The organism is Maribacter sp. HS, from assembly GCF_048059195.1.
Taxonomy (GTDB): domain Bacteria; phylum Bacteroidota; class Bacteroidia; order Flavobacteriales; family Flavobacteriaceae; genus Maribacter; species Maribacter dokdonensis.
In genome coordinates this window covers 217409-241054 of sequence record NZ_JAYLVV010000005.1, presented here as the reverse complement: position 1 = coordinate 241054, position 23646 = coordinate 217409, and the positions used below count along the sequence as shown (strand labels likewise).

The following is a 23646-nucleotide window of genomic DNA, read 5'->3' as shown; positions in this document are numbered from 1 at the left end:
TCTTCTTGCTTATATATGACAAAGATACCATAAACCAATTATTTTTTGCAAACGTTCTGCAAAATTAATTTCACATTTCCTTCTAATCTTGTCGTAAGAAAAATAAATGTAAACCTTATTTTTGATGCTGTATATAAAAGTTAATTTAAGATTCATATAAAATATAAGATTATGGAGTTCAGAATCGAAAAAGATACCATGGGCAATGTTGAAGTACCCAAAGACAAATACTGGGGTGCACAAACAGAACGCTCGCGTAATAATTTTAAAATAGGACCATCGGCATCTATGCCGTTGGACATAGTTTACGGATTTGCTTATTTAAAAAAATCCGCCGCATATGCCAATTGTGAGCTTGGTGTCTTAGCTGCCGAAAAAAGAGATTTGATCGCCCAGGTATGCGATGAAATTTTAGAAGGAAAGCACGATGACCAATTTCCATTGGTTATTTGGCAAACTGGTTCTGGTACGCAAAGTAATATGAACGTTAATGAAGTAGTTGCCAATAGAGCCCATGAAATTGCCGGTAAAGTAATTGGTGAGGGAGAAAAAACCATTCAACCGAATGACGATGTCAACAAATCTCAATCTTCTAACGATACTTTCCCTACCGGTATGCATATTGCCGCTTACAAAAAGATTGTAGAAGTGACCATTCCTGGTGTAACTCAGTTAAGAGATACATTGCATAAAAAATCAAAAGAATTTAAAGATGTGGTTAAAATAGGTCGCACCCATTTAATGGATGCCACTCCCCTAACCTTAGGTCAAGAATTTTCCGGTTATGTTTCTCAATTGGACCATGGTTTAAAAGCATTGAACAACACCTTAGCACATTTAAGTGAATTGGCACTTGGTGGTACTGCTGTTGGAACTGGATTAAACACACCGGAAGGCTATGATGTACTTGTAGCAAAATATATTGCAGATTTCACAGGATTGCCTTTTATAACCGCTGAAAATAAGTTTGAGGCGCTAGCTGCACATGATGCCATTGTTGAAAGCCACGGAGCTTTAAAACAGTTGGCAGTGTCATTGAACAAAATAGCAAATGATATTAGAATGATGGCATCTGGACCTCGTTCAGGAATAGGTGAAATCATTATTCCTGCCAACGAACCTGGTAGTTCAATAATGCCAGGTAAAGTGAACCCTACTCAATGTGAAGCAATGACAATGGTTTGCGCACAAGTTATGGGTAATGACGTTGCTGTAAGCGTTGGTGGTACTCAGGGACATTATGAATTGAATGTCTTTAAACCAATGATGGCAGCAAACATTCTTCAGTCTGCACAACTTATTGGTGACGCCTGTGTTAGTTTTGAAGAGCATTGTGCTGCCGGTATTGAGCCAAATCACGGTGTAATCAAAGAATTGTTGAATAACTCTTTAATGTTGGTCACTGCTTTAAATACCAAAATTGGGTATTACAAAGCTGCAGAGATTGCAAACACCGCACATAAGAACGGCACTACATTAAAAGAAGAAGCTGTTAATTTAGGTTACGTTTCTGCTGAAGATTATGACGAGTGGGTAAAACCTGAAAATATGGTGGGTAGTTTAAAAGACTAATAACTAAACCAACAAATAAAAAAAGGCGACCAAATTGGTCGCCTTTTGTATTATATAATTATAGTAAAACTTACTTCAACATGAACTTAGAAGTTCCCAATAATTTCAACTGATCGTCATATACATTTACCATGTAATTTCCATCTTTAAAATCACCAGCTGGCTTACTAATGTAATCACATACATCTAAAGATTTGTTTTCATAGTAAAATCCTGTTTGCTTACTATAAGTAATTGATGCTCCATTATCGTTGGTCATTGAGTTACCACCTCCAAGAACATTACCTTGTGGATCTAAAACTTCTAAGAAGAACTCTCTGTCACCAGCTTGGGCGATAACGTTATCCGCTACGGTAAAACAAATTTTAAACTTGTCAGTAGCTCTGGCACGTTGAGTAGAAACTAATTTTCCACTGTTACGCTCCTTAACTGCATCAACATTAAATTTAGATAAATTCAATGCAGACCCTTTTTCAACTACTTGAGCCAAATTTGTGTTTTGCACTACTAAAGAATCGTTGAAAACTGTTTGTTTTTCCAACTCAACATAAGTACTATCACGCTGCATAGCGATCATACTATTAGAACGAGTTAAAGAATCAACTTGCTTTAACAACTGCTCTCTCTCCGCTTTAAGAACACTAACTTGTCTTCTGTATCTTGACAAAGAACTAATATCTGCTTTCATAGTTTTTACAGAGTCTATGTATTTAGCAATATTATCTCTTGCGCTAACCAATTCTTCGTTAGTAGCATTACTTTCCAAAATAGCTTTATCATATTCTGATTTTAAGCTATTTAAATCTTCAACCACCAATTCTTTCTCTTTAGAAAGAACAACCTCTGTCTTCTTTTTATCTTGATAAAGACTAACTGTATAAATGATAGTTGCTAAAAGCACAACACCTAAAAGAGCGGTCAAAACTTTTAAACCATTGTTGTTTTTTGTTTCAGTCATAATTTTAAATTTAATAAAGTGTCTGTTTGTTCAGTTTATATACGTGTTAATTCAAATTTTAGATTCTTTAGCATAAAATTAAATTATATTACGTGGTAAATACCATAAAATATAGTATAATTTAGAAGTAACCATTAGACCAATACATAGACCATGCTTACCATTGTGCCATTTGAGACTAAATATACTCAAATCTTTAAAGACTTGAATATAGAGTGGATTACCGAATATTTTAAGGTTGAAGAAAAGGACAGAGAACTATTAGAAAACAGCCAAGCCTCTATCATTGACAAAGGTGGCTTTATCTTTATTGGGCTCTGGAATAATGAACCTGTCGGGTGTTTTGCATTAATTAGAAAAAACAAGGAAAGATATGAATTAGGAAAAATGGCAGTTAGCAAATCTTATCACGGCTTACAAATTGGTCAAAAATTATTATTACATGCCATTGATTTTGCAAAGAATAAAAACTGGAATACACTTGAACTATATTCAAGCACCAAGCTTGACGCCGCCTTGCATATTTATAAAAAATACGGATTTACAGAAACGCCGTTGGAAGATAATTTAGACTACCTTAGATCTGACATTAAAATGGAATTAAAACTAAAACAATATAACAATGAACATCAATAAACTCTTTTTATTATTATGTATAGGAGCCATTTCTTTCTCATGTAAAGAAGTAAAGAAATCAGATTCCGAAGTCATAGAAGCGGAAGCGGAAATGTCGACTTCAATGAAAAATGAGGCTAAAGACACAGAAATCACCATAACACCCATAGAACACGCAACGGCTGTCTTAGAATGGAATAATGAAGTAATCTATATTGACCCAACAGGTGGCGCCACAGCTTTTGAAGGACAAAAGAATGCTACATTAATATTAATTACCGATATACATGGTGATCATTTAAATATGGAGACCTTAAAAGAATTAGAAACAACCAATACTACCTTTGTTGTACCACAAGCCGTTGCAGAAGAATTGCCCGAAGAATATGCAGAACAGCTTGTAATTTTGGACAACGGGACCAGTAAAGAAGTAAACGGTATTACCATTGAAGCCATACCCATGTATAATTTAAGAAGTGAAGCGCTTAAATTTCACAATAAAGGTCGTGGCAACGGCTATGTTTTAACTATTGGCGATCAACGTATTTATTTTTCCGGAGATACAGAGGATATCCCGGAAATGCGTTCTTTAAAGAATATAAACAAAGCTTTTGTTAGTATGAATTTACCTTATACCATGACCGTTGAGAGTGCCGCCGAAGCAGTGTTAGATTTTAAACCAAAACAAGTTTATCCTTATCACTACAGGGGCAATCCAGATGTTAGCGATGTTACCAAGTTCAAACAATTGGTAGATGCCGGCAACCAAGATATTGAAGTGGTACAATTAGACTGGTACCCTAATGACGAATATTAATACTTTAGTTGTTAATAAAATTAAAAAGCCCGCAATTGCGGGCTTTTTCTTTATAACCAAAATTTTATCTGATTAGTTTTTTATACTTAATTCGTTTCGGCATAAGATCTCCGCCTAACCTTTTCTTCTTGTTTTCTTCATAATCGGAGAACGAACCTTCAAAGAAATACACTTGAGAATCGCCTTCAAAAGCCAATATGTGTGTACAGATACGATCTAAGAACCATCTATCGTGAGAGATGACTACGGCACAACCTGCAAAATTCTCCAAACCTTCTTCTAAAGCACGTAATGTATTTACATCCAAGTCATTGGTAGGCTCATCCAATAAAAGCACGTTACCTTCCTCTTTCAAAGTCATTGCCAAATGTAAACGGTTACGCTCACCGCCGGACAACATACTCACTTTTTTATTCTGTTCACTACCCGAGAAGTTGAATCTACTTAAGTAAGCCCTAGAATTGACCTGCTTACCACCCATCATCACCAACTCTTGCTCATCACTGAAGTTTTGCCAAATGGTTTTTTCAGGATCTATATTGGAATGACTCTGATCTACATAGGCTACTTTAGCGGTTTCACCAGTTTCAAATTCACCTTTATCCGGTGTCTCCTCACCCATGATCATTCTAAAAATAGTGGTCTTACCAGCACCGTTTGGTCCAATAATACCAACAATACCCGCTTGTGGCAATTTAAAATTAAGGTCTTCGTAAAGCAACTTATCATCGTATGCCTTACTTACGCCTTTAGCTTCAATAACATTGGTACCCAAACGTGGTCCGTTAGGAATATAGATTTCCAGTTTTTCATCAAGTTGTTTTTGATCTTGACTCATCAACTTATCGTAGTTCTTAAGACGTGCTTTCTGTTTGGTCTGTCTACCCTTTGCTCCTTGACGAACCCATTCCAGCTCTCGCTCCAATGTTTTCTGTCTTTTAGAAGCTGTTTTACTTTCTTGAGCCATACGCTTAGACTTTTGATCTAACCAAGAAGAGTAGTTCCCTTTCCAAGGTATACCTTCACCTCTATCTAATTCAAGAATCCAACCGGCAACATTATCCAAGAAATATCTATCGTGCGTTACGGCAATTACAGTTCCCTTATAAGATGCCAGGTGATGCTCTAACCAATGTACAGACTCTGCATCTAAGTGGTTGGTAGGCTCATCTAATAATAAGATTTCCGGCTCTTGAAGCAACAACCTACATAAGGCCACCCTTCTTCTCTCACCACCCGAAAGCACGGAAATTTTCTTTTCAGGATCTGGAGTACGCAAGGCATCCATAGCAATTTCCAATTTGGTATCTAGTTCCCAAGCATTGGCTGCATCTATCTTATCTTGCAATACAGCCTGCTGATCCATCAACTTCTGCATTTTGTCCGCATCTTCATACACTTCCGGCAGACCGAACATATCGTTTATCTTATTGTATTCATCAAGAATGGCTACCGTTTCGGCAACGCCCTCTTTTACAATTTCCAAAACGGTTTTATTTTCATCCAGTTCTGGCTCTTGTTCCAAGTAACCAACTTTATATCCTGGAGAAAAGACCACATCACCTTGAAAATTTTTATCTACACCTGCTATTATTTTCAACAAAGTAGATTTACCAGAACCGTTTAGACCTAAAATACCGATTTTGGCACCGTAGAAAAAACTTAAGTATATGTTCTTTAAAACTGGGGTGTTAGCATTCTTATAGGTTTTCGTAACTCCTGACATGGAGAAGATTACCTTCTTATCGTCTGACATAAAATTATAGTGTTTAGTGAAAAAATTATCATCCAGTAGAAGAAATCCCTACTAGTTAAAAACATTGATTATACTCTACCTTTAAGGGCATTGAACACCCAAGCAATGGCAAAAAACCCTATACCCACAGATGCAAAACCCCAACCAGCGACATCATCGTATCGAAAGGCTCCTAATGCAATTAGCGCAAGCCCTACGAAGATCATAATAAAAGTAGCCCAAGTGAGCACAGTATTCTTGTTCATTTTTGAATCAATTAAAATTTAAGCGAACATCAAATATCGTAAATTTTAAGACATTTATCCACTATTACCCCTGCTATTATTCAAACGGAAACACAATTCCTGTTTTTTCACGAACCGTATCCATAATTGTTATAAGATCCAAACTGTTTTGATGACTCCAAAGTGCACTTTCTTTCTTACCAGAATTTAAACAATTATGCACTTCTTCTATCTCATGAACATAGCCTTTACCCCTCTTACCCAGTTCATTACTTACTACTTCCCCATCTTTTTCCAACGTAAATCCAGTAGTTTCATGCCATCTTGGATGAAGAAAAATTGTTCCTTTAGTTCCTGCTATTTCAGATTTCTTTTCAGAGTTAGAGTTGAGTCCGCTATACAAAATGGCTTGTGCGTTGTCATAATTAAGAATCATACTACATTGCACTTCTACCCCAGTTTTATAAAAATTGGCGGTTGCCTTAATATCCTTTGGCATCCCCAACAGTAAATAAGCTAAAAATATAGGATAGATCCCTATATCTAATAGAGAACCTCCTGCAAGATTAGGATTTAATAGCCTACCGTTTTCATCCCTATCCAGAGCATAAAACGCAAAATCTGAATGTAAATAACCTATATCTCCTATAGTCCCATTATCTACAAGTTCCTTTACTTTTTTAATGGTCGGATTAAAACGTGACCATAATGCTTCCATAAGAAATACATTATTCTCTTTAGCAGCAGCTACCATTGCCTGAACTTCCGAAGCATTGACACCCAAAGGTTTTTCACAAAGTACGGCGTTACCGGCTTTCATGGCGGCAATGCTCAAATCTGCATGGGAAGTATGCGGTGTTGCCAAATAAATAATATCTACCGTATTACTATGAAATAACTCTTCATAACTACCAAAAGCATTGGGAGCTCCATACTCTTTGGCAAATGTCCGTGCCTTCTCCAAGCTTCTAGATGCTACCGAAACCAATTGACCGCCATCTACCAAAGCTAAATCTTTAGAAAAACTATGTGCTATGTTACCTGCCCCTACAATACCCCACTTTATCATACTTTTTATTTTTGTTGCATGTACACCAAAATTAACTTCTTATCTTTATGCGAAGAAAATAAATATACAGAATGGATTTAAAATTCAATCAAAACGAAGATAGGAATAAGTTGTTATTATCTGACCTTAGACGAAAGCTGAACGAGGTTTATTTGGGTGGAGGAAAAGCAAAAATTGCCAAGCAGCACGATCAAGGTAAAATGACAGCCAGAGAACGTATTGATTATCTTTTTGATCCAAAAACCGAACAGATTGAAGTGGGAGCCTTTGTTGGCGAAGGCATGTACAAAGAACATGGCGGCTGCCCTTCTGGCGGTGTTGTTATAAAAATTGGATATGTAAAAGGAAAGCAATGTATAGTAGTTGCCAATGATGCAACGGTAAAGGCTGGCGCATGGTTTCCTATTACCGCCAAAAAGAATTTAAGAGCACAGGAAATTGCTATTGAAAACAGACTTCCTATTATTTATTTAGTAGATAGTGCCGGCGTGTACTTACCATTGCAAGATGAGATTTTCCCGGATAAAGAACACTTTGGGCGCATATTTAGAAACAATGCGATTATGAGCAGTATGGGCATAACCCAAATTTCTGCGGTTATGGGCAGTTGTGTTGCCGGTGGCGCTTACTTACCTATTATGAGCGATGAAGCCTTAATAGTAGATAAGACTGCCAGTATTTTCTTGGCAGGAAGCTATTTGGTAAAAGCTGCTATAGGTGAAAGCATAGATAATGAAACATTGGGCGGAGCAACCACTCATTGCGAGATTAGTGGGGTAACCGATTATAAAGCGAAAGATGATGCAGCTGCTTTGGACACCATAAAGAATATTATGGATAAGATCGGTGATTTCCCAAAAGCGGGATACAACCGAAAGAAAAGTATAAAACCAAAAGAAAATCCTGATGACATCTATGGTATACTACCTAGCTCAAGAGCAGAGCAGTATGACATGATGGAAATTATTAAGCGATTGGTGGACGACTCGGAATTTGAAGAATACAAAGCCGGATACGGACAAACCATACTTACCGGATATGCACGAATAGATGGATGGGCAGTTGGTATTGTTGCCAACCAAAGAAAAGTTGTAAAGACCAAAAAAGGAGAAATGCAGTTTGGCGGAGTCATTTATTCCGATTCTGCAGATAAAGCAACCAGATTTATAGCCAATTGCAATCAAAAGAAAATTCCGCTGGTGTTTTTACAGGATGTTACCGGTTTTATGGTTGGTAGCAAAAGTGAGCATGGTGGTATTATTAAAGATGGTGCCAAAATGGTAAATGTGGTAAGCAACTCGGTGGTTCCAAAATTCACTATCGTAATAGGAAACAGCTACGGAGCAGGAAACTATGCCATGTGCGGTAAAGCTTATGACCCTAGGTTAATTGTTGCTTGGCCAAGCGCAGAATTAGCCGTAATGAGCGGAAACTCTGCTGCAAAAGTTCTTTTACAAATTGAGAAGGCTTCATTGAAAAAGAAAGGTGAAACCATCACTGAGGAAAAAGAAACGGAACTATACGATAATATCAAGAAAAGATATGACAATCAAGTTTCTCCATACTATGCAGCCTCTAGATTATGGACCGATGCTATTATAGACCCAAAGGACACGCGTAAATGGATCTCAATGGGTATAGAAGCCGCTGATCATGCACCTATTGAAAAGCCTTTTAATATGGGAGTGTTGCAGGTGTAATTTCCTGAAAAATCGTTAGTATCAACAAATAAAACTATTTACATTCAAAAAGCCCACAATACAGTATAATTGTATTGTGGGCTTTTTATAATAACTATATTTATTTATCTTTTATATTTTGAGAAATTAACGGATTTAATTAGCAACGACACTTACCGCATTTGATACTGAAAACAATTGCTGATTTACATTACGTAGACCCAGTTTAAAGACCTTTGTTTCTTTTCGTTGCGATGCACTTCCATAGTTATAATATATAGTGGCTTTCAAATATGTAGGCGTCAAACTTTTATTACCTAAATAGGTAGCGTTAACCAACCAATTACCACGAAGCGTATCATCTATTAAATATTCTTCACTGGAGAAACCTGAGCGCTTTTCAATTTGAATACGTTCAGCATCTGCAGCTAAAGAATGCTCACTATTATAGTATCGCTTTTCTGGGTTTACAAATTGTAACACAAATTCAGCCTCACTATCGCTCCATTCAAAAACCAAACGTGTTCCTTTAAAATCATCATCAAGTTTAATTTCTTTTACCTTATTTGTTGAAACTAAATCAGCCCCTTTTAGAGAAATCAAATTATTTAAATCACGATCCATAATAACTTTCACTGGCTCTTCTTTTTCCAATAGCTCTTCTGCTAACAAGTAATCATAACGCAAGTACATAGCGGCAGCTTTTTGATTTAAACCTAATTCTCTATAACTATTTGCCAAGTCTAAATATGATTGTGCATAATCCGCTCTAAGTGTATACACATCTTCATAAAGTTTGTTTGCCTCTTTAAACTTTCCTTCCGCTTGATAGATATATGCCAACGATTTTAATGCGATAGGGTTACCACTTAAAATATTGTCATTCTCTTCGATTATCTTATTTGCAAATTCTTTATTTTTCCATTTGTTCGAAAAATAATCATAAGCATCAAGTACATAGTAGAATGAACTACTGTATTTTTTTATTTGATTTTCGTAAATAACCTTTGCATCTTCTTCGGTTTTCGCATTTAAAAGTTCATTCATGTAGGAAGGCTTATCTTCTTTAAAATTAACTGTACTTAATGCTGAATTATCATATTTATTATTTCTAAGCTTAGCTTGATCATAAGGCTTTCCATCAATATTACCAGCATATAATAATGTTTTTGTGTTAATTACTATGACACCGCCAGCACCTATTGACCCGTATCTAGTGGTCATTGCCAAATTATTTAAAACAGCCAATCTAGCAATTGAAGCTGGTGCAATCCATGTAGGAGCATTAGTTAAAATCTGACCATCAACATCATAAACTGCTGGAGATGCCTGACTTATAGAATTGAAACCTCTAATATATATTCCCCCTCCACGCTGACAATCACCAAAAACCCTTACGCTAGCAAACTTATTACGCACAACATCTAGAATACAAATCCCTACATCATTGATTTCGTCCTCTTGCAAAAACCTGATTTTCCCAGGGGCGGTCTCACTATCCAAAATACCAAATGCTGTTTTAATTAAATTTGGTTTATACTTATACTCCTCTTCTAATTCGCTCTGTGATTTTCTATTACTATTACGCACGGTAACCTCATCTAATTGCTCAATTTTCTGAGTCATTTCAATATTTAAGATTCGTGTAACATCTTCAACCATTATCTGAACATCACTCAAACCGGGATATGTATATTTAATTACATCCCTAGGTTCCGCAGATATTTGATATAATCCGTTGGCGTCTGTTGTAGTAGAAATATCAGAATCTATTATAGAAATCTGAACATTTGCCAAAGGAGCATCCATTTGGGTAACCTTACCCTTAATTGTTTTGCTTTGTGCTTGCACATTGCAAACACAAGCTATTAGCGCAAAGAGAAATAGAATTTTTTTCATAGTATATAGTATTGAAGATAAGTCCGTTATATGACATCAAAAATCAATCCATGATTAATATTGAAAGAAAACAACACACTAATCGTGATAAATTTAACATTTTATAGATAATTAAGGTAATTTACATCATACCACATCTAACCAAACTGATTAAACCCTTGTTTTTCAAATAAATACAACACTTAATTCAACCTATCATCGCCCAGGGTTGGCAAGTAAAATAGATTTTGATTCACATTTTTTAACGACAACCTATAAATCCTAATAGTACTTTCTTCATTATCTGTACCGTAGCCAGAGAAAGCAGTCACTTTTAAATAAGTGGGCAAACCGCTTTTATTCCCCTTATAATTTATATTTATAGTCCATTCTCCTTGAATATCGCTTTCAAGATAGAACTCTTTACTTGATGAATTTTCTTGCTTACCAAAATATTCATTCTGACTATATAGTGATGTACTTGAAATAAAATAGCGATTTTCAGTATTTACGAACTGAAGGTCAAACTCAGCCTCATCATCGTTCCATTCAAAAAGAAGACGGGTATCCGCGCCCTTCCGCATTTCAGCCACTTCTTTTAAATCTTCTGAACTAATAGCATAGTCGGTTTTATGCTGTAAAAAATGATTGAACTCAGTCGTAATAATAGGATGTAATCCTATAGTATCTGCCACAAGAAAAGATTCGTTCAATAATTTGGTATACCTACTATATAGATTGGCTGCCTTCTGCACTTCATTTACTTCAATATAACTATTTGCCAAGTCTCTATATGATTGCGCATAATTTGGTCTCTTTACAAAAACGCTGGTATATAGTTCGTTTGCTTTTTCAAATTTACCTTCTCGCTGATAAGCATATGCCAAAGCTTTCATTTCATTGATGTTATCAACAAATAGAGATTGATGGTTAGCGATTATATCATTATTGAATTTTTCTTGCTCCCAATTGGCAGTAAAATAAATATAGGCGTCAAGAAAAAACGAAGCAGAACTACTATAAATTTTCTCATTTTCTTCATATACTCTTTTAGCAGTTTCAAATGTATTACAAGCTAAAAAAGCTTTAAGATAGCTTGGCAAATTTTTATTAGCTTGTTGTTTATCAATAGCATCAAATTCATAAATATTATTCCGAATTTTAGCTAGGTCACTAGCTCTATTATTCTTGGTAGCATAATTAGCATGTTTTGTACTTATTGCAATTACGCCGCCCGCGGCAACCTGCCCATATCTTCCAACGCCAGCAAGACCAGGTATTACCGCTATGCGCTCAATAACATTTAAATCTAAAAAATACGGAACATCTTCATAAATTACTCCGTCAATTTCGAATATTGCAGGTCTAATATTATTAATTGACCCTTTACCGCCTCTTATAAACACAGCAACTTTGGTAAAAGAACATCCAAAACAAGTATTTCCATTGGTTACATTACCAATGCGAACTCCAGCTATTTTACCATCTAAAGCTGCTAGAATATTTGGCGCCGATAAGTTCAAACTCTTACCATCTACAATAGTTATTGCATGACCAATTGTTTTTTTATCAAGAGTTCCATAAGCACTCTTAGCAAATTCATCATTCGTTAAATATTCAGAGAACATTTCTGCCTCGGTTTTCTTTAAACGCGCTCTTTCAGTAACGGTAACACCTTCTAGTTCTTCAACCATCACATTCATGGTGACGTTGATATTATGTATGGTCTCCAATACGGTACGTTCCACTTTTTCGAAACCCAAATAATCAAAACTAAGGACATCTCCTATTTGTGCCATAATGGTATACCTACCATAGGCGTCTGTTTGTGTATGCTTTAATGACTCCGCTATTTGAACAGTAGCATTTTCAACAGGCTTACCATTATTAAAAACAAAACCCGTAATTGATCTATGAGTTTGGACAGGGTTGATATTTATTTGAGGAGTGTTGAACGAATTTTGAAGGGTTTTATGTCTAGCGTATTCTGATATTTGAGAAATGTCATCCTCACTCAAAGCAGAAGTATTTACATAAAAAGTCATTGCATCTCCCCTGAATGTTTTCCATTGTCCTTGGCTCACATATCTTCTGTATGATGTACTTGGTCTATAATCCGCGGCCAAAACCAAACCCACTCGCTTACCATATACTTCCAATAATTCTAGACCAATACTAAAATCTTCATCTACAATAAGGTTGTACGGCTTTAAATCTACGGTTACCATTCCAGGAGATTTGCCTATCATTTTGGTAACGTTCTTTTTCAATAATTTATCTTCAGGATAAATGGTGCCGCCTTTATATACATTAATGCGCACCAATACACTATCAGAATAATTTTCGTTTAGATAAAAGTGAAAATCTTTTAAGAAGTGCTTCTTTTTATCCACACTTATCCTTGTCACCAATTCAGCACCCAAAGAACCATCGCCTTTCCAATACCCAAACTTATTTTTACTAGGATAGGAAAAGCCTACAACATCATCTTTTTTACCTTTCAGATATTTAGCGGATACGATTGCCTCATGTAATTGCATTGCCTGGGGCTTCATAACAACTTTTTGAAACAACAAATTATTAAAGTTTACCTCTGAAATTTTAAGCTGAATAGTTTTATAACCTACAGAAGAAAATTGTAGCACATCTGTATTAGAAAAATCAGCCTTATTAATCTCTAGATAAAATTTACCATCAAAATTACTTACGGTACCTACACCTTTATTTACAATTCCAATATTTACAAAAGGAAGCGTCTCTTTCGTATCAGCATCTACTACTGTTCCTTTAAATTGATGTTGCCCAAAAAGTCCTATACTTAGCGTACACAAAAACAATAAAAGACAATACTTTATATGAAGTTTAGTAATCCATTTCATTAAGCGAGTTATTCAACAACCGTCAGGTTACTCTTAAATATATGAATATCAAGCTTTTAAACCTAACACAATAAATAGAAAATAAGATTTTTATTACATCAACAATATTTTGTCTTACAAATTAAGATTAATTGCCCTGATGATTTTTCACTCGTGGTATCAACAATAATTCCGTTTGTCTACCATTTACATATCTAAATCCATCTTCACCGTAAAAACCTGCTTCTTCAAGCATGATTCTGATATCTCTATTCCATTCCGGTATGTTGATGGTCGTGTTTAATTCAATAGCATAAACAGTATTAGGATTAAGTCCATAATTTTCTCCATCGTCACGCATAACACCATCTTGAGCATCCCACATTCCAATAGTTGTTCCGGCAGAATGACCATAAGTACCTAACGGGTGCGTGTAAATAGAAGGTCTTAACCCTACAGCTTTAGCCTCGTCCAGCGATTTTTTAAGAATTTCATTTCCAGATCTTCCTTTAATCATATTACTGGTTAGAAAGTCTTGCAATTTATTCCCTTCCTTTAGTCCGTTTACTAAAAATTCTGGGGCAGCAGTTTCTTCTGGCTTTAGTACATACGCTAATTCTTGACAATCAGTATTTAAACGCAAATACGTAATACCGAAATCGCAGTGGACCAAGTCCCCTGGTAATATCACTGTATCTTCTGGTCTACCAGAGAAAGAGTACAGGTGACTTACCAATTCCTCTTTACTTCGCTGTACATCTATGGTTGGGTGAAACCAGGTTTCTAAACCTAAATCTGTCACTTTTTGGCGCATCCACCATTCAACCTCAGAAGTCGTGGTAATTCCCGGAGTTATTACCTTCTCTGAGAATGCTTCGGCTATAATATCATGTGTAATATCTACCAATTGATCATAGATAATCATTTCACGCTCCGTTCTAGTTTCAATCCAGCGTACGGCTAGTTGCTCTGCAGATGTTACTTTTGAAGTATACTTTTTAGGTAGATTTGCCATGAATTCCTCATAATCCGTCTTTACCAAACCATCGGCAATATTATGGTCTGTAGAATAATTAAGTCCGATTTTTTTTGGATTTCTTTCTGATATCAAATGCATTAACCTTTTCCATTGATTAGGCTCCTTTTCCTTATCCCAAGCGGAAACAATATTCTTACCAACATTATAACGAGCAACGGCTAATTTTTCAATAGTGTTCTTTTCTTTATCTCTATAAAACAAAAGAATAGTTCTTCTACGGGCATTTAACCACGTAGCAGGCAGCATGGTCTTTATCACTGGATCCTCATTGTATTCCCTTGAAATTACCACCCACATGTCTAAGTCAGCAACATCCATAAGTTTTGGAAGTAAGTTGTTAAAACGGTCGTCTAAAATTTCATCTATAACAATGGCTCTTTCTTTTTCATTGAGGATTTGTTGGGCGTTCAATAAAAAGCCCTGAATAAAAATGAATACGGTAATTAGTTGCTTGATCATTAGATAGTGGTTTTTCTAATGATGAAAATAGCGGAATATATTAAGGCTTCAAAATTTGTTCAACAGTTTTAGAACGTTGAATTTTTCCACTATCGGTTCTTTGAAATTCTTTAGCTATCAAAATCGATTTAGGTTTCTCAAATTTCTTGAATTCCCCTATACCGTCAATAATTTTCCGAATGTCATTTACTTCTGCATCTTCAACCACTAAAACCACTTTTTGTCCTAATTCCTCATCTGCAACACCGGCAACAAAAAACGAAGTATCTATATAGTTTGATATTACTTTTTCAACATGTTCTGGATGTAATTTTACTCCTCCAGAATTAATGACATTATCCAACCTACCCAACCATTTAAATTGAGTTTTTGAAAGTAACTCAACCATATCATTGGTCACCACGGTTTCGTCTGTAATTTTTGGTGCGTTAATTACCAAACAACCTCTATCATCTATGGTAAGTTCTACATTTGGTAAAACCGTAAAAGGAGCATCTTTAACTTCTTTATGGTTCAATGGTTTTATAGCGACATGAGTAATGGTTTCCGTCATACCATAGGTTTCATAACTGCTATTATCAACACCCTTTAATTCTTCTCTTATTGAATTGGAAATGGGTGCACCACCAATAATTAATTTATATACTTGATGTAGTTTGGATAAAGAGTTACCCACTTGCAAAGGTACCATAGCCCCAAAATCAAAAGAATCCGTAACACCTTCCAATGGATATGAACTTGGAGGCAAAAAATGAATATTCAAGCCCAAAACCATAGCCCTGACCAACATCATTTTACCTGCAATGTATGAAGCGGGCAAACAGAGTAAAGCTGTGGACTTAGGCTTCAGGTTAAAATAGCTACCTGTTGCCAAAGCGCTATTTACCATATATTCTTTCTGAAGTGCAATAGCCTTTGGCTTTCCTGTAGAACCAGAGGTTTTTACCAATATTATCTCGGAGTCATCAATCCAATCCAAAAGAAATGCCCCGATTTGTTTTTCATAGTCCTCTCCTTCCTTTATTAGACTATAACTAACCTCTGTTAAATCATCAAAAGAAATTGCCCTACCATGAATTGAAAAATTAGGGTGTATAAATGGTTTATACATTACTTAATTATCGAGCTTTAAAAATTCTTCTTCAGTTAACACCTTACCTGTTAATTTTTCTTTCCAATTAGTCCATCCGTACTTTTTTGAAAAAACCAATAAAAGAATGGGAAAAACTACAAATACAGGAACCAACATATCCCAACCAAGCACAGGTTCTGAAATATCCCTATAGACAGAATCTACGCTAAATGCGGTCCAATCTGCAGTTACTAAAAGTGCTGCAGTTAAATTGTTTGCGGCATGAAAACCAAGAGCAAGTTCCAAACCTTCATCCATAAGTGTAATTATACCTAAAAAGAGTCCGGTTCCTATATAAAAAATCAAGATACCGTAACCCAATTTATCCACTTCCGGGTTCAATATGTGCAATAATCCAAACAGCAAAGAGGTAAAGAGAAGTGGAAACCATCTATTCTTAGTAAGTACACCCAGACCTTGCATCATGTACCCTCTCATTAAATACTCTTCCATACTTGTCTGTAACGGAATCATTGCAATAGCTATAACGGCTAAGATCAAAAAAGGTTCCAATTGAAAGTTGTATTCATAATCCTCAGGCGCAAAATAAATATCTATACCGATAAAAAGCACAGATATTGAAGCCCATAAAAAGAAAGAAAAAGCTACTCTTTTCCAGTCAACTTTAGTTCTTGAAGTGGTCAATGCGGTAAGCGATTGTTGATGCAAAAATTTAACCACTAGAAAAACCGCAATAAGTCCGAAAACAAAGGTTAAGAGCATGTAGAACAAAAATGTATTGGAGCCCAATACCTGGGACATCTTTCCTATACTATTACTCATCATTGCAGACATACCACCTTCTTCCAGTGCCAAAGCAGCCAATAACGGAAAGGAGCCTAAAAACTGCCACACCACAATAATTATCAATATTCCTACTAAATATCTCCAATTATCAATTAAACCTTTATACGCCTGTTCTATATACATATTTCATCAATTAAATTCGTATTCCAGTTTTTAGATTTATTATAAAACAAACCGCCATTCCGCACCTCTAAAGGACTATTAACATTATTAGTAAACAAAGCTCCGGTACCTAAACCTTGTGGCATATTATTACCTAAAGTTGCGGTCCATTGAGCAATTGCGTTTAAACCTATATTACTTTCTAACGCACTAGTTACCCACCAACCAATATTGTTTCTTTCTGCAATTGTAATCCATTCATTACTACCTGCAAAACCTCCAACTAAACTTGGTTTCAAAATAATATATTGTGGTTGTATAGTTTGTAGCAACGTTACCTTTTTTGTTACATCAACAACCCCAATTAATTCTTCGTCAAGAGCTATAGGCAATGGTGTTTTAGCACAAAGATCTTTCATTTCATTCCATTGTCCCTGTCTAATAGGTTGCTCAATGGAATGTAAATCAAGTTTTGACAATACTTCTAATTTCGCCAACGCCTCTTCTGCAGAAAATGCACCGTTGGCATCTACACGCAATTCAATTTCATCTTTAGAGTAACGCTCTCTAATAGATTTAAGCAATGCAATTTCAGTATTAAAATCAATGGCACCAATCTTCATTTTAATGCATGAAAAACCATCTTTTAGCTTATTCTCTATTTGCTGATGCATAAACTCTTTATCGCCCATCCAAACCAGACCATTAATTGAAATTGGTTCTTGGTCCTCTAAAAAAGTGGAACCAAAAAGATGAAAAGGATCGTTTGATCGCAGTGACAGAAATGCCTGTTCAACCCCAAATTGAATACTTGGAAAATTAGATAATCGCTTAAGCAATTCCGCTTCACCTAAATTGATATTACTTACAACCCAATTACATTTATCTTCATAACCAGGCACATCATCATAGCTAAGTCCCCTAAACAATCCACACTCACCTACTCCCTTTTTACCATCTTGCTCCAAGAATAGAAACCATGTTTCCTTGGTTTTTAGAATTCCTCTGGAGGTCCCGCTCGGATTTTTAAAATTTAGGATATACTTTTTAAAAATTGCTTTCATATAATCCTTCAAATTTAGCTATATTTTCACTTTAATACCGACGGATTTAAAAGAATGGAAGAAAAGGTAATTTGGATAACGGGAGCATCATCAGGAATTGGTGAAGCGCTAACATATCAATTGAACGCGTTGGGCGCAAAAATAATAGCTTCGGCTAGAAGGGAAAGTGTATTGACTCAAGTTAAAAATAATTGCAAGAATCCGGACAATGTTGAAATACTCCCATTAGATCTAACCAATTTTTCATCACTTGAAGAAATTACCGATACTGCATTTTCGATATTTGGAAAAATTGATGTTTTAATCAACAATGGAGGATTAAGTCAACGTTCTTTGATTGTTGAAACCAAATTTGAAGTTTATCAACAAATGATAGACGTCAATTATCTGGGTACCATAAAATTAACCAAACATGCCTTACCCTATTTCATAAAACAAAAAGGAGGTCATTACGTAACCATCACCAGCTTAATGGGTAAGTTTTCATCGCCTTACCGTTCTGGATATTGTGGTGCAAAACATGCATTACACGGCTTCTTTGATGCCTTGCGAATGGAGCATGAGAAAGACAATATTGATGTATCTATCATCTGCCCTGGCTTTATACAGACCAACGTTGCCAAAAATGCTTTGACCGCCAATGGTACCGCACTACAAAAAGAGGACAATGCAACTCTTAACGGCATGCCCGTAGAAAAATGTGCTAAGGAAATCATTAGCGCTATTAAAAAGAAACGCTTTGAAACCTATATTGGTGGAAAAGAAAAATTTGGCATTTACTTAAAACGCTTTTTCCCTAAACTATTACACCGTGTAGTAATGAAAAGTAAGGTGAGGTAATTTATTTAAAATTAAACCAAAACCGAACTCCTTCATTAGTTTTATCTGTATTCAACGAAGTCTGTAGCTGATTTGCCAATCTGTTCATTAAACGAATACCCATTGAGGAATTTGCTCTTTCATCTGTATCTTCCGGTAAGCCAATACCATTGTCCGTATACTCAAAGAAACCTTCTTGACCCGCAATTTTTCTCAAATGAATGTAAATTTTACCGTTACTATCATCATGGGGAAATGCATATTTAAACGAGTTAGATACCAATTCATTTAAAATAAGTCCAAAAGGTATAGCTCTATCAATATCCAGCTCAACACCTTCCGCATCTATGGTAATATTAATATTATGACCTCCTTTTTTATATACGGATTGAATACTATTGATCAAACTCTCAATATACCCTTGCATTTCAATTACGGATAAATCATCGTTCTGATATAATTTTTGATGTATCAGCGCCATGGCCTTTACCCTACTTTTACCTTCTTCCAATGCGGCAATTGCAGCTTTACTTCTAGTATTTTTGGTTTGTAAACTCAGTAAACTAGAAACCATCTGTAGGTTATTCTTTACTCTGTGGTGTATCTCTTTCAACAGGGAATCTTTTTCTACCAAAGAGTTTTCGATAATAAATTTTTGCTCGGCAATAAGACGTTGATTTTTAATACTCTTTAAGTAAGCATATACCAGACCAGCAAAGCCAATAAGCGTAAATATCAACGAAACAAAAACCAAGCTAATTTTATCATCCCTAGCCTTAATATCTTTTCTAGATGCTTCTAATTGAGCTTTTTGTTGCTCCATAGTTTTTTTGGAGTTATCCAAATCTTGCTCAATTACCGATGTCAGTTGCTGATTTTTAATATTAGAAGCAAGAGCATCTATAGAGTCTCTAATTCTAATATTTTTCTTTAAATAAACCGTTGAGTTTTGATAATCACCGGTTTTAAAATAATAATCCGCATATATTCTGTTCCGCTTTAAAATATTATCCAATTTAATTGGGTTCATTTCATCGCTTAAGTAATCTGTTGCCTTAGCATAATCATCTAATTTTAAATAACACTCTGCCAACGCCAAGGTATTTTCAATAATATCAGATGAAAACTTACTCTTATTATATTTTCTAATAACTTCCCTACTCTCTTCTAAAAACGGAATTGCTTTTTCATATTCACCCAGTTGTACATGACATTTACCAATATTGCCAATAATGATTCCGTTTAAAATTCTGCCATCGGCAATTTCCTTATCAGAATGTTGATTGGTAACATCACTTAAAAAAACCTTGATCAAACCTTCTGCTTTTTTAAAGTAGCTAAGCGCCGTAGGGGTAGATTTATCTTGTCTTAAATAATTACCAATTGTATTATTGTAAATGGCAAGTCCGTAGTAGTCATCATCTTTAAGCTCTTTCTTTTCTTCGGTCATGTAATCTCGCATAGCTTTTCTATACTGACCAAGACTCGCGTAAATATCATAAAAGGCAACATTATCGGTTAAACCCAATTCACGCTTTACCCTTCTGATTTCTATTTGCTTATCATAAAGTTCTAGCTTAGCATAATTACTATCTAAAATATCTAAAATGATGTGTTTGGAATCTAGGTCCAAATTACTTAACTCATCGTATAGAGGTCTAGCAATAGCCAAACTCTTCTCATAGTTGCCCAAATCGTAATATATTTGAGACTCAATAAGTTGATAATTCCTAATGGAAATAGAATCTTTAGTTTTCTCAGAACTGTTCAAATACACTTTTACGGTATCTAACCAATCATATGGTGAATTCTGATTGTAACGATTTGGAGTATTAAAAAAGAAGAAAGAACGTAATTCTCCGTTCTCTAAATCTTGAAACTGCTTGTAGTAATCTTCGTTTTGAGTCGTTACACCATCTTGCGCCGCTAAAGTGCACATAAATACACTAAGAACTATAGTGCCTACAAATCTCAAAAAAAAGGTTTTTTCATATCTCAATAAAAGTCGAATCAAACTTAATGCTAATAGCTGACCCTACTAAATTTTTGTTGTGAGCCGTTATTAAATTATCATTAAATAACAACGAGCCCAAAAAGCGTGTTCTACGTACTTTTTATTAAATCATTAAAAATTGCGCTTTATACTGGCTGCCTTAGACCAATATGGCTAAAACCATAGGCAATTATCAATAAATCAAAATTATGAATTAGCCATAGGACCGTGCATTAATTGTTGTGTAACCTCAAATATTTGTTGTGAAATGCAAACAAGTGGTTCAGCTATGCATTTTACCGATGAAAAATAACATTTAAACGATGAAAAAATACCTTTCATCTAAGATTGGGGCAAAAAAAAACACCTTTAAAAAAGGTGTTTTTTTTATATATCAACTTATATCAAGAATTCATTGCCGAAATAATAAATTCTTTAAAGTCTTTAGAAATTGGAATCAATGTATTATTGATCATTATATCCTTTGAATTGATAGCATCAATATGATCTACATTTACAATGTATGATTTGTGTGCTCTATAAAATTTATTCTGGGGAAGCTTCTCTAAATAATCTTTTAATGGTGATCGTACCAAGAATTTTTTATCCACGGTATTCACTTCTAAATACACATTATCTGCTTTTATAAACTGAATATCACCAAATTGAATTCTGTAATATAAATGTTGTTTTTTAACAAATATAGAATCCTTCAAAATTGAATTTGACATGGCAACATCTTCAGTATTTCCACTGTTAGCCGTTCCATTACTGGCATTTTGTTTGCCATAAATAAAGTTAGATAAGGCAATTTCAATAGAAGTATAAAGATCTTGTTGCTCAAATGGCTTTACCAAATAACCGTTAGGCTTAACCGTCTTGGCATTCTCAACCGTTGCACGATCAGAGTTAGAGGTTACAAAAATGAAAGGAATGTCATAATTCTCCCTAATATGTTTACCTAAGTCTATACCTGTTTTATCAGAGGCTAAAATGATGTCAATAAGTACTAAGTCAACCTGCTGGGTTTTTAACACCTCAACTGCTTGCTCGTAAACGATTACATTATCAACTATTTCATATCCTATTTCCTCTAACATAGATTGCATATCATCAGCGATGATTACATTATCCTCAACAATTAGAATTTTTATGGGTTGTTCCAAGACTTAAAATGGTTTGTGGGTTATACTCAAAATTACAAAAAATAATAATAACTAATAAAAAACAATACCGCTATAAAAAACGTACTTAAAGCTAATTTTTTAAGCTCAGGATCTAGTTCTGCAGCCTTTTCTGTAAGAGCTACTTTTCTTAAATGAACCAGTATTGGTAGGTAGCCTACAAGACTTACATAACGTAACTGTGAGGCATTTGTTGTAAAGAGAAAATAAAACAAACACAAAAAGGATACGACCAGAATGGTATAATGATATTTCTTTGCCTTTGACAATCCCATTTTTACAGCCAACGTATTCTTACCAACAGCGGTATCTGATTTAATGTCTCGCATGTTGTTAAGGTTAAGAACCCCAACACTTAAAAGTCCTATTGCAATTGCCGGTAACACAGCGAACAAATCAATAAATTTCAAGTACAAAAACATGGACCCCAAAACACTTACCAATCCGAAAAATATAAAGACAAAAACATCTCCCAAACCTTGATAACCATAAGCAGATTTACCTACAGTATATTTAATTGCGGCCCAAATGGCCAATGCACCTAAAACCAAAAATAAGACAGGATAAAGAACATCTTTAATTCCAAACGATATGAAAATCAATGAAATGATTAAAACTGCATTAATTACAATGCTGATACAGATACCTCTTTTTAATTCTGCGGCAGTAAGCAAACCACTTTGCAAGGCGCGTTTAGGACCTATTCTATCATCACCATCAGTGCCTTTAACACCATCACCATAGTCATTGGCAAAGTTAGAGGTCACCTGTAGACCTATAGTTGTACATAAGGCCAATATGAAAATAGTTACATTGGTAGCACCATAATAAGCAGCCAATGCCGTACCTACAAAAATACCTGATATTGATAAGGGAAGCGTTCTAAGCCTTGCAGCGTTGAGCCAAGCTTTAACTTTAGTCACTAATATGGATCTTCTATTTGAATTCTTTTACCGTCTTGGTAAGAAGCTACGAAAGCATCGTTGAAACCTAGATCAACCAATTGTTTTCTGAATGACTGGGCCTCTTCTAGAGTTTCAAAGTTTCCTAAGGAATAAGAGTAAAAAGGATTTGTCTTTACAAAAAGTGTATTGGTCAATGCCTCAGAAGCCAATGTCACATTGTTATCCACAAATGATTTTACCTGAACCGAATATATCTTTTCTTTCTGTAAAAACTCTTTTGCCAAGTAAAATTCCTTTACCAAACTAAGTTCTTCATTCTGTTCTTTTAGGTTCTCCAAGCGCGTTCTATATGCATCAACACTATCAATTGATGTCAAAACCAAATCTTTATTATTATTCCTGTTAAAACCTCCAGAACTAGAAATACCAGCGGTAAAAGATGTGAATGCCAAACCACCTATTAAGAAAAGACCTGTAATACCGGCAAAAATGTTTCGCTGAATCTTACTCTTTTTTAATTCTTTATTCTTAAACTTTATTTGATCCAATAAACGCTCATTAATAATTTGAGCTTTATCTACATCTTTATGTAATTCTAGTAAATCACTTTCTTCTATAAAAGGCATATACAGGGTAAATTTTGCGCTTAAAACTTAAATGTAAGTTAAAATTTGTTAATAACTTTTCATTTACCACAAAAATAAAATTAATTGTAA

General features: G+C 35.0%; 19 protein-coding genes. 5 read left to right on the top strand and 14 right to left on the bottom strand.

Features of this window, described 5'->3' with window-relative positions:
• The first annotated feature begins 171 nt into the window (after nt 1-171).
• A complete protein-coding gene (fumC, locus tag VBZ51_RS13955) occupies nt 172-1572 on the top strand; it encodes a class II fumarate hydratase (protein ID WP_058103209.1) in 1401 nt (466 codons plus the stop codon).
• A 70-nt stretch (nt 1573-1642) separates the two neighbouring features.
• On the opposite strand, the gene VBZ51_RS13950 is transcribed toward fumC, so the two are convergent.
• Nucleotides 1643-2530 (bottom strand): hypothetical protein, encoded by an 888-nt coding sequence (locus VBZ51_RS13950; protein ID WP_058103210.1) that lies wholly within the window; start codon nt 2528-2530, stop codon nt 1643-1645.
• Nucleotides 2531-2683: 153 nt separating this feature from the next.
• On the opposite strand from VBZ51_RS13950, the gene VBZ51_RS13945 reads away from it, so the two are divergent.
• Nucleotides 2684-3166, top strand: a complete 483-nt coding sequence (locus VBZ51_RS13945) for a GNAT family N-acetyltransferase (RefSeq protein WP_416577319.1) — start codon at nt 2684-2686, stop codon at nt 3164-3166.
• Nucleotides 3153-3962 carry an MBL fold metallo-hydrolase gene (locus tag VBZ51_RS13940; RefSeq protein WP_416577318.1) on the top strand — a complete coding sequence of 270 codons (810 nt, stop codon included), beginning with the start codon at nt 3153-3155 and terminating at the stop codon, nt 3960-3962. The genes VBZ51_RS13945 and VBZ51_RS13940 overlap by 14 nt, the downstream gene beginning before the upstream one ends.
• 64 nt (nt 3963-4026) lie before the next feature.
• On the opposite strand, the gene ettA is transcribed toward VBZ51_RS13940, so the two are convergent.
• The 3 genes from ettA to VBZ51_RS13925 form a co-directional block, all read right to left on the bottom strand.
• Complete coding sequence (gene ettA, locus VBZ51_RS13935) at nt 4027-5718, bottom strand: energy-dependent translational throttle protein EttA (protein WP_074673309.1); 1692 nt, start codon at nt 5716-5718, stop codon at nt 4027-4029.
• A 68-nt stretch (nt 5719-5786) separates the two neighbouring features.
• Nucleotides 5787-5963 carry a CAL67264 family membrane protein gene (locus VBZ51_RS13930; RefSeq protein ID WP_091605214.1) on the bottom strand — a complete coding sequence of 59 codons (177 nt, stop codon included), beginning with the start codon at nt 5961-5963 and terminating at the stop codon, nt 5787-5789.
• A 76-nt stretch (nt 5964-6039) separates the two neighbouring features.
• Nucleotides 6040-7011, bottom strand: coding sequence for a Gfo/Idh/MocA family protein (locus VBZ51_RS13925; protein ID WP_416577317.1), 972 nt, complete (start codon nt 7009-7011; stop codon nt 6040-6042).
• A gap of 71 nt (nt 7012-7082) precedes the next feature.
• Here VBZ51_RS13925 and VBZ51_RS13920 point away from each other — a divergent pair, with 71 nt between their 5' ends.
• Nucleotides 7083-8711 carry an acyl-CoA carboxylase subunit beta gene (locus VBZ51_RS13920; protein ID WP_416577316.1) on the top strand — a complete coding sequence of 543 codons (1629 nt, stop codon included), beginning with the start codon at nt 7083-7085 and terminating at the stop codon, nt 8709-8711.
• A 135-nt stretch (nt 8712-8846) separates the two neighbouring features.
• Here the strand turns inward: VBZ51_RS13920 and VBZ51_RS13915 are convergent, their stop codons facing one another.
• The 6 genes from VBZ51_RS13915 to VBZ51_RS13890 all read right to left on the bottom strand — a co-directional run bounded on the left by VBZ51_RS13915 (nt 8847) and on the right by VBZ51_RS13890 (nt 18029).
• On the bottom strand, nt 8847-10589 hold the full coding sequence (locus VBZ51_RS13915) for a carboxypeptidase-like regulatory domain-containing protein (protein WP_416577315.1): 1743 nt from the start codon (nt 10587-10589) through the stop codon (nt 8847-8849).
• A gap of 182 nt (nt 10590-10771) precedes the next feature.
• Nucleotides 10772-13447 (bottom strand): carboxypeptidase-like regulatory domain-containing protein, encoded by a 2676-nt coding sequence (locus VBZ51_RS13910; RefSeq protein ID WP_416577314.1) that lies wholly within the window; start codon nt 13445-13447, stop codon nt 10772-10774.
• Between the two features lie 127 nt (nt 13448-13574).
• Nucleotides 13575-14924, bottom strand: coding sequence for a M24 family metallopeptidase (locus VBZ51_RS13905; RefSeq protein WP_416577313.1), 1350 nt, complete (start codon nt 14922-14924; stop codon nt 13575-13577).
• A gap of 40 nt (nt 14925-14964) precedes the next feature.
• Complete coding sequence (locus VBZ51_RS13900) at nt 14965-16035, bottom strand: AMP-binding protein (protein WP_416577312.1); 1071 nt, start codon at nt 16033-16035, stop codon at nt 14965-14967.
• Between the two features lie 3 nt (nt 16036-16038).
• Nucleotides 16039-16986, bottom strand: a complete 948-nt coding sequence (locus tag VBZ51_RS13895; protein WP_416577311.1) for a CPBP family intramembrane glutamic endopeptidase — start codon at nt 16984-16986, stop codon at nt 16039-16041.
• Nucleotides 16977-18029 (bottom strand): o-succinylbenzoate synthase, encoded by a 1053-nt coding sequence (locus VBZ51_RS13890; RefSeq protein ID WP_416577310.1) that lies wholly within the window; start codon nt 18027-18029, stop codon nt 16977-16979. The genes VBZ51_RS13895 and VBZ51_RS13890 overlap by 10 nt, the downstream gene beginning before the upstream one ends.
• 54 nt (nt 18030-18083) lie before the next feature.
• Here VBZ51_RS13890 and VBZ51_RS13885 point away from each other — a divergent pair, with 54 nt between their 5' ends.
• Complete coding sequence (locus tag VBZ51_RS13885) at nt 18084-18869, top strand: SDR family oxidoreductase (RefSeq protein ID WP_416577309.1); 786 nt, start codon at nt 18084-18086, stop codon at nt 18867-18869.
• A 1-nt stretch (nt 18870) separates the two neighbouring features.
• On the opposite strand, the gene VBZ51_RS13880 is transcribed toward VBZ51_RS13885, so the two are convergent.
• The 4 genes from VBZ51_RS13880 to VBZ51_RS13865 form a co-directional block, all read right to left on the bottom strand.
• A complete protein-coding gene (locus tag VBZ51_RS13880; RefSeq protein WP_416577308.1) occupies nt 18871-20823 on the bottom strand; it encodes a sensor histidine kinase in 1953 nt (650 codons plus the stop codon).
• Nucleotides 20824-21245: 422 nt separating this feature from the next.
• Nucleotides 21246-22007 (bottom strand): LytR/AlgR family response regulator transcription factor, encoded by a 762-nt coding sequence (locus tag VBZ51_RS13875; protein WP_058103224.1) that lies wholly within the window; start codon nt 22005-22007, stop codon nt 21246-21248.
• A gap of 32 nt (nt 22008-22039) precedes the next feature.
• Entirely contained in the window at nt 22040-22948 is a 909-nt protein-coding gene (gene menA, locus VBZ51_RS13870) for a 1,4-dihydroxy-2-naphthoate octaprenyltransferase (protein WP_416577307.1), read from the bottom strand.
• Entirely contained in the window at nt 22948-23556 is a 609-nt protein-coding gene (locus tag VBZ51_RS13865) for an SPOR domain-containing protein (RefSeq protein ID WP_058103226.1), read from the bottom strand. Before VBZ51_RS13865 ends, menA begins: the two co-directional genes overlap by 1 nt.
• Between the last annotated feature and the right edge of the window lie 90 nt (nt 23557-23646).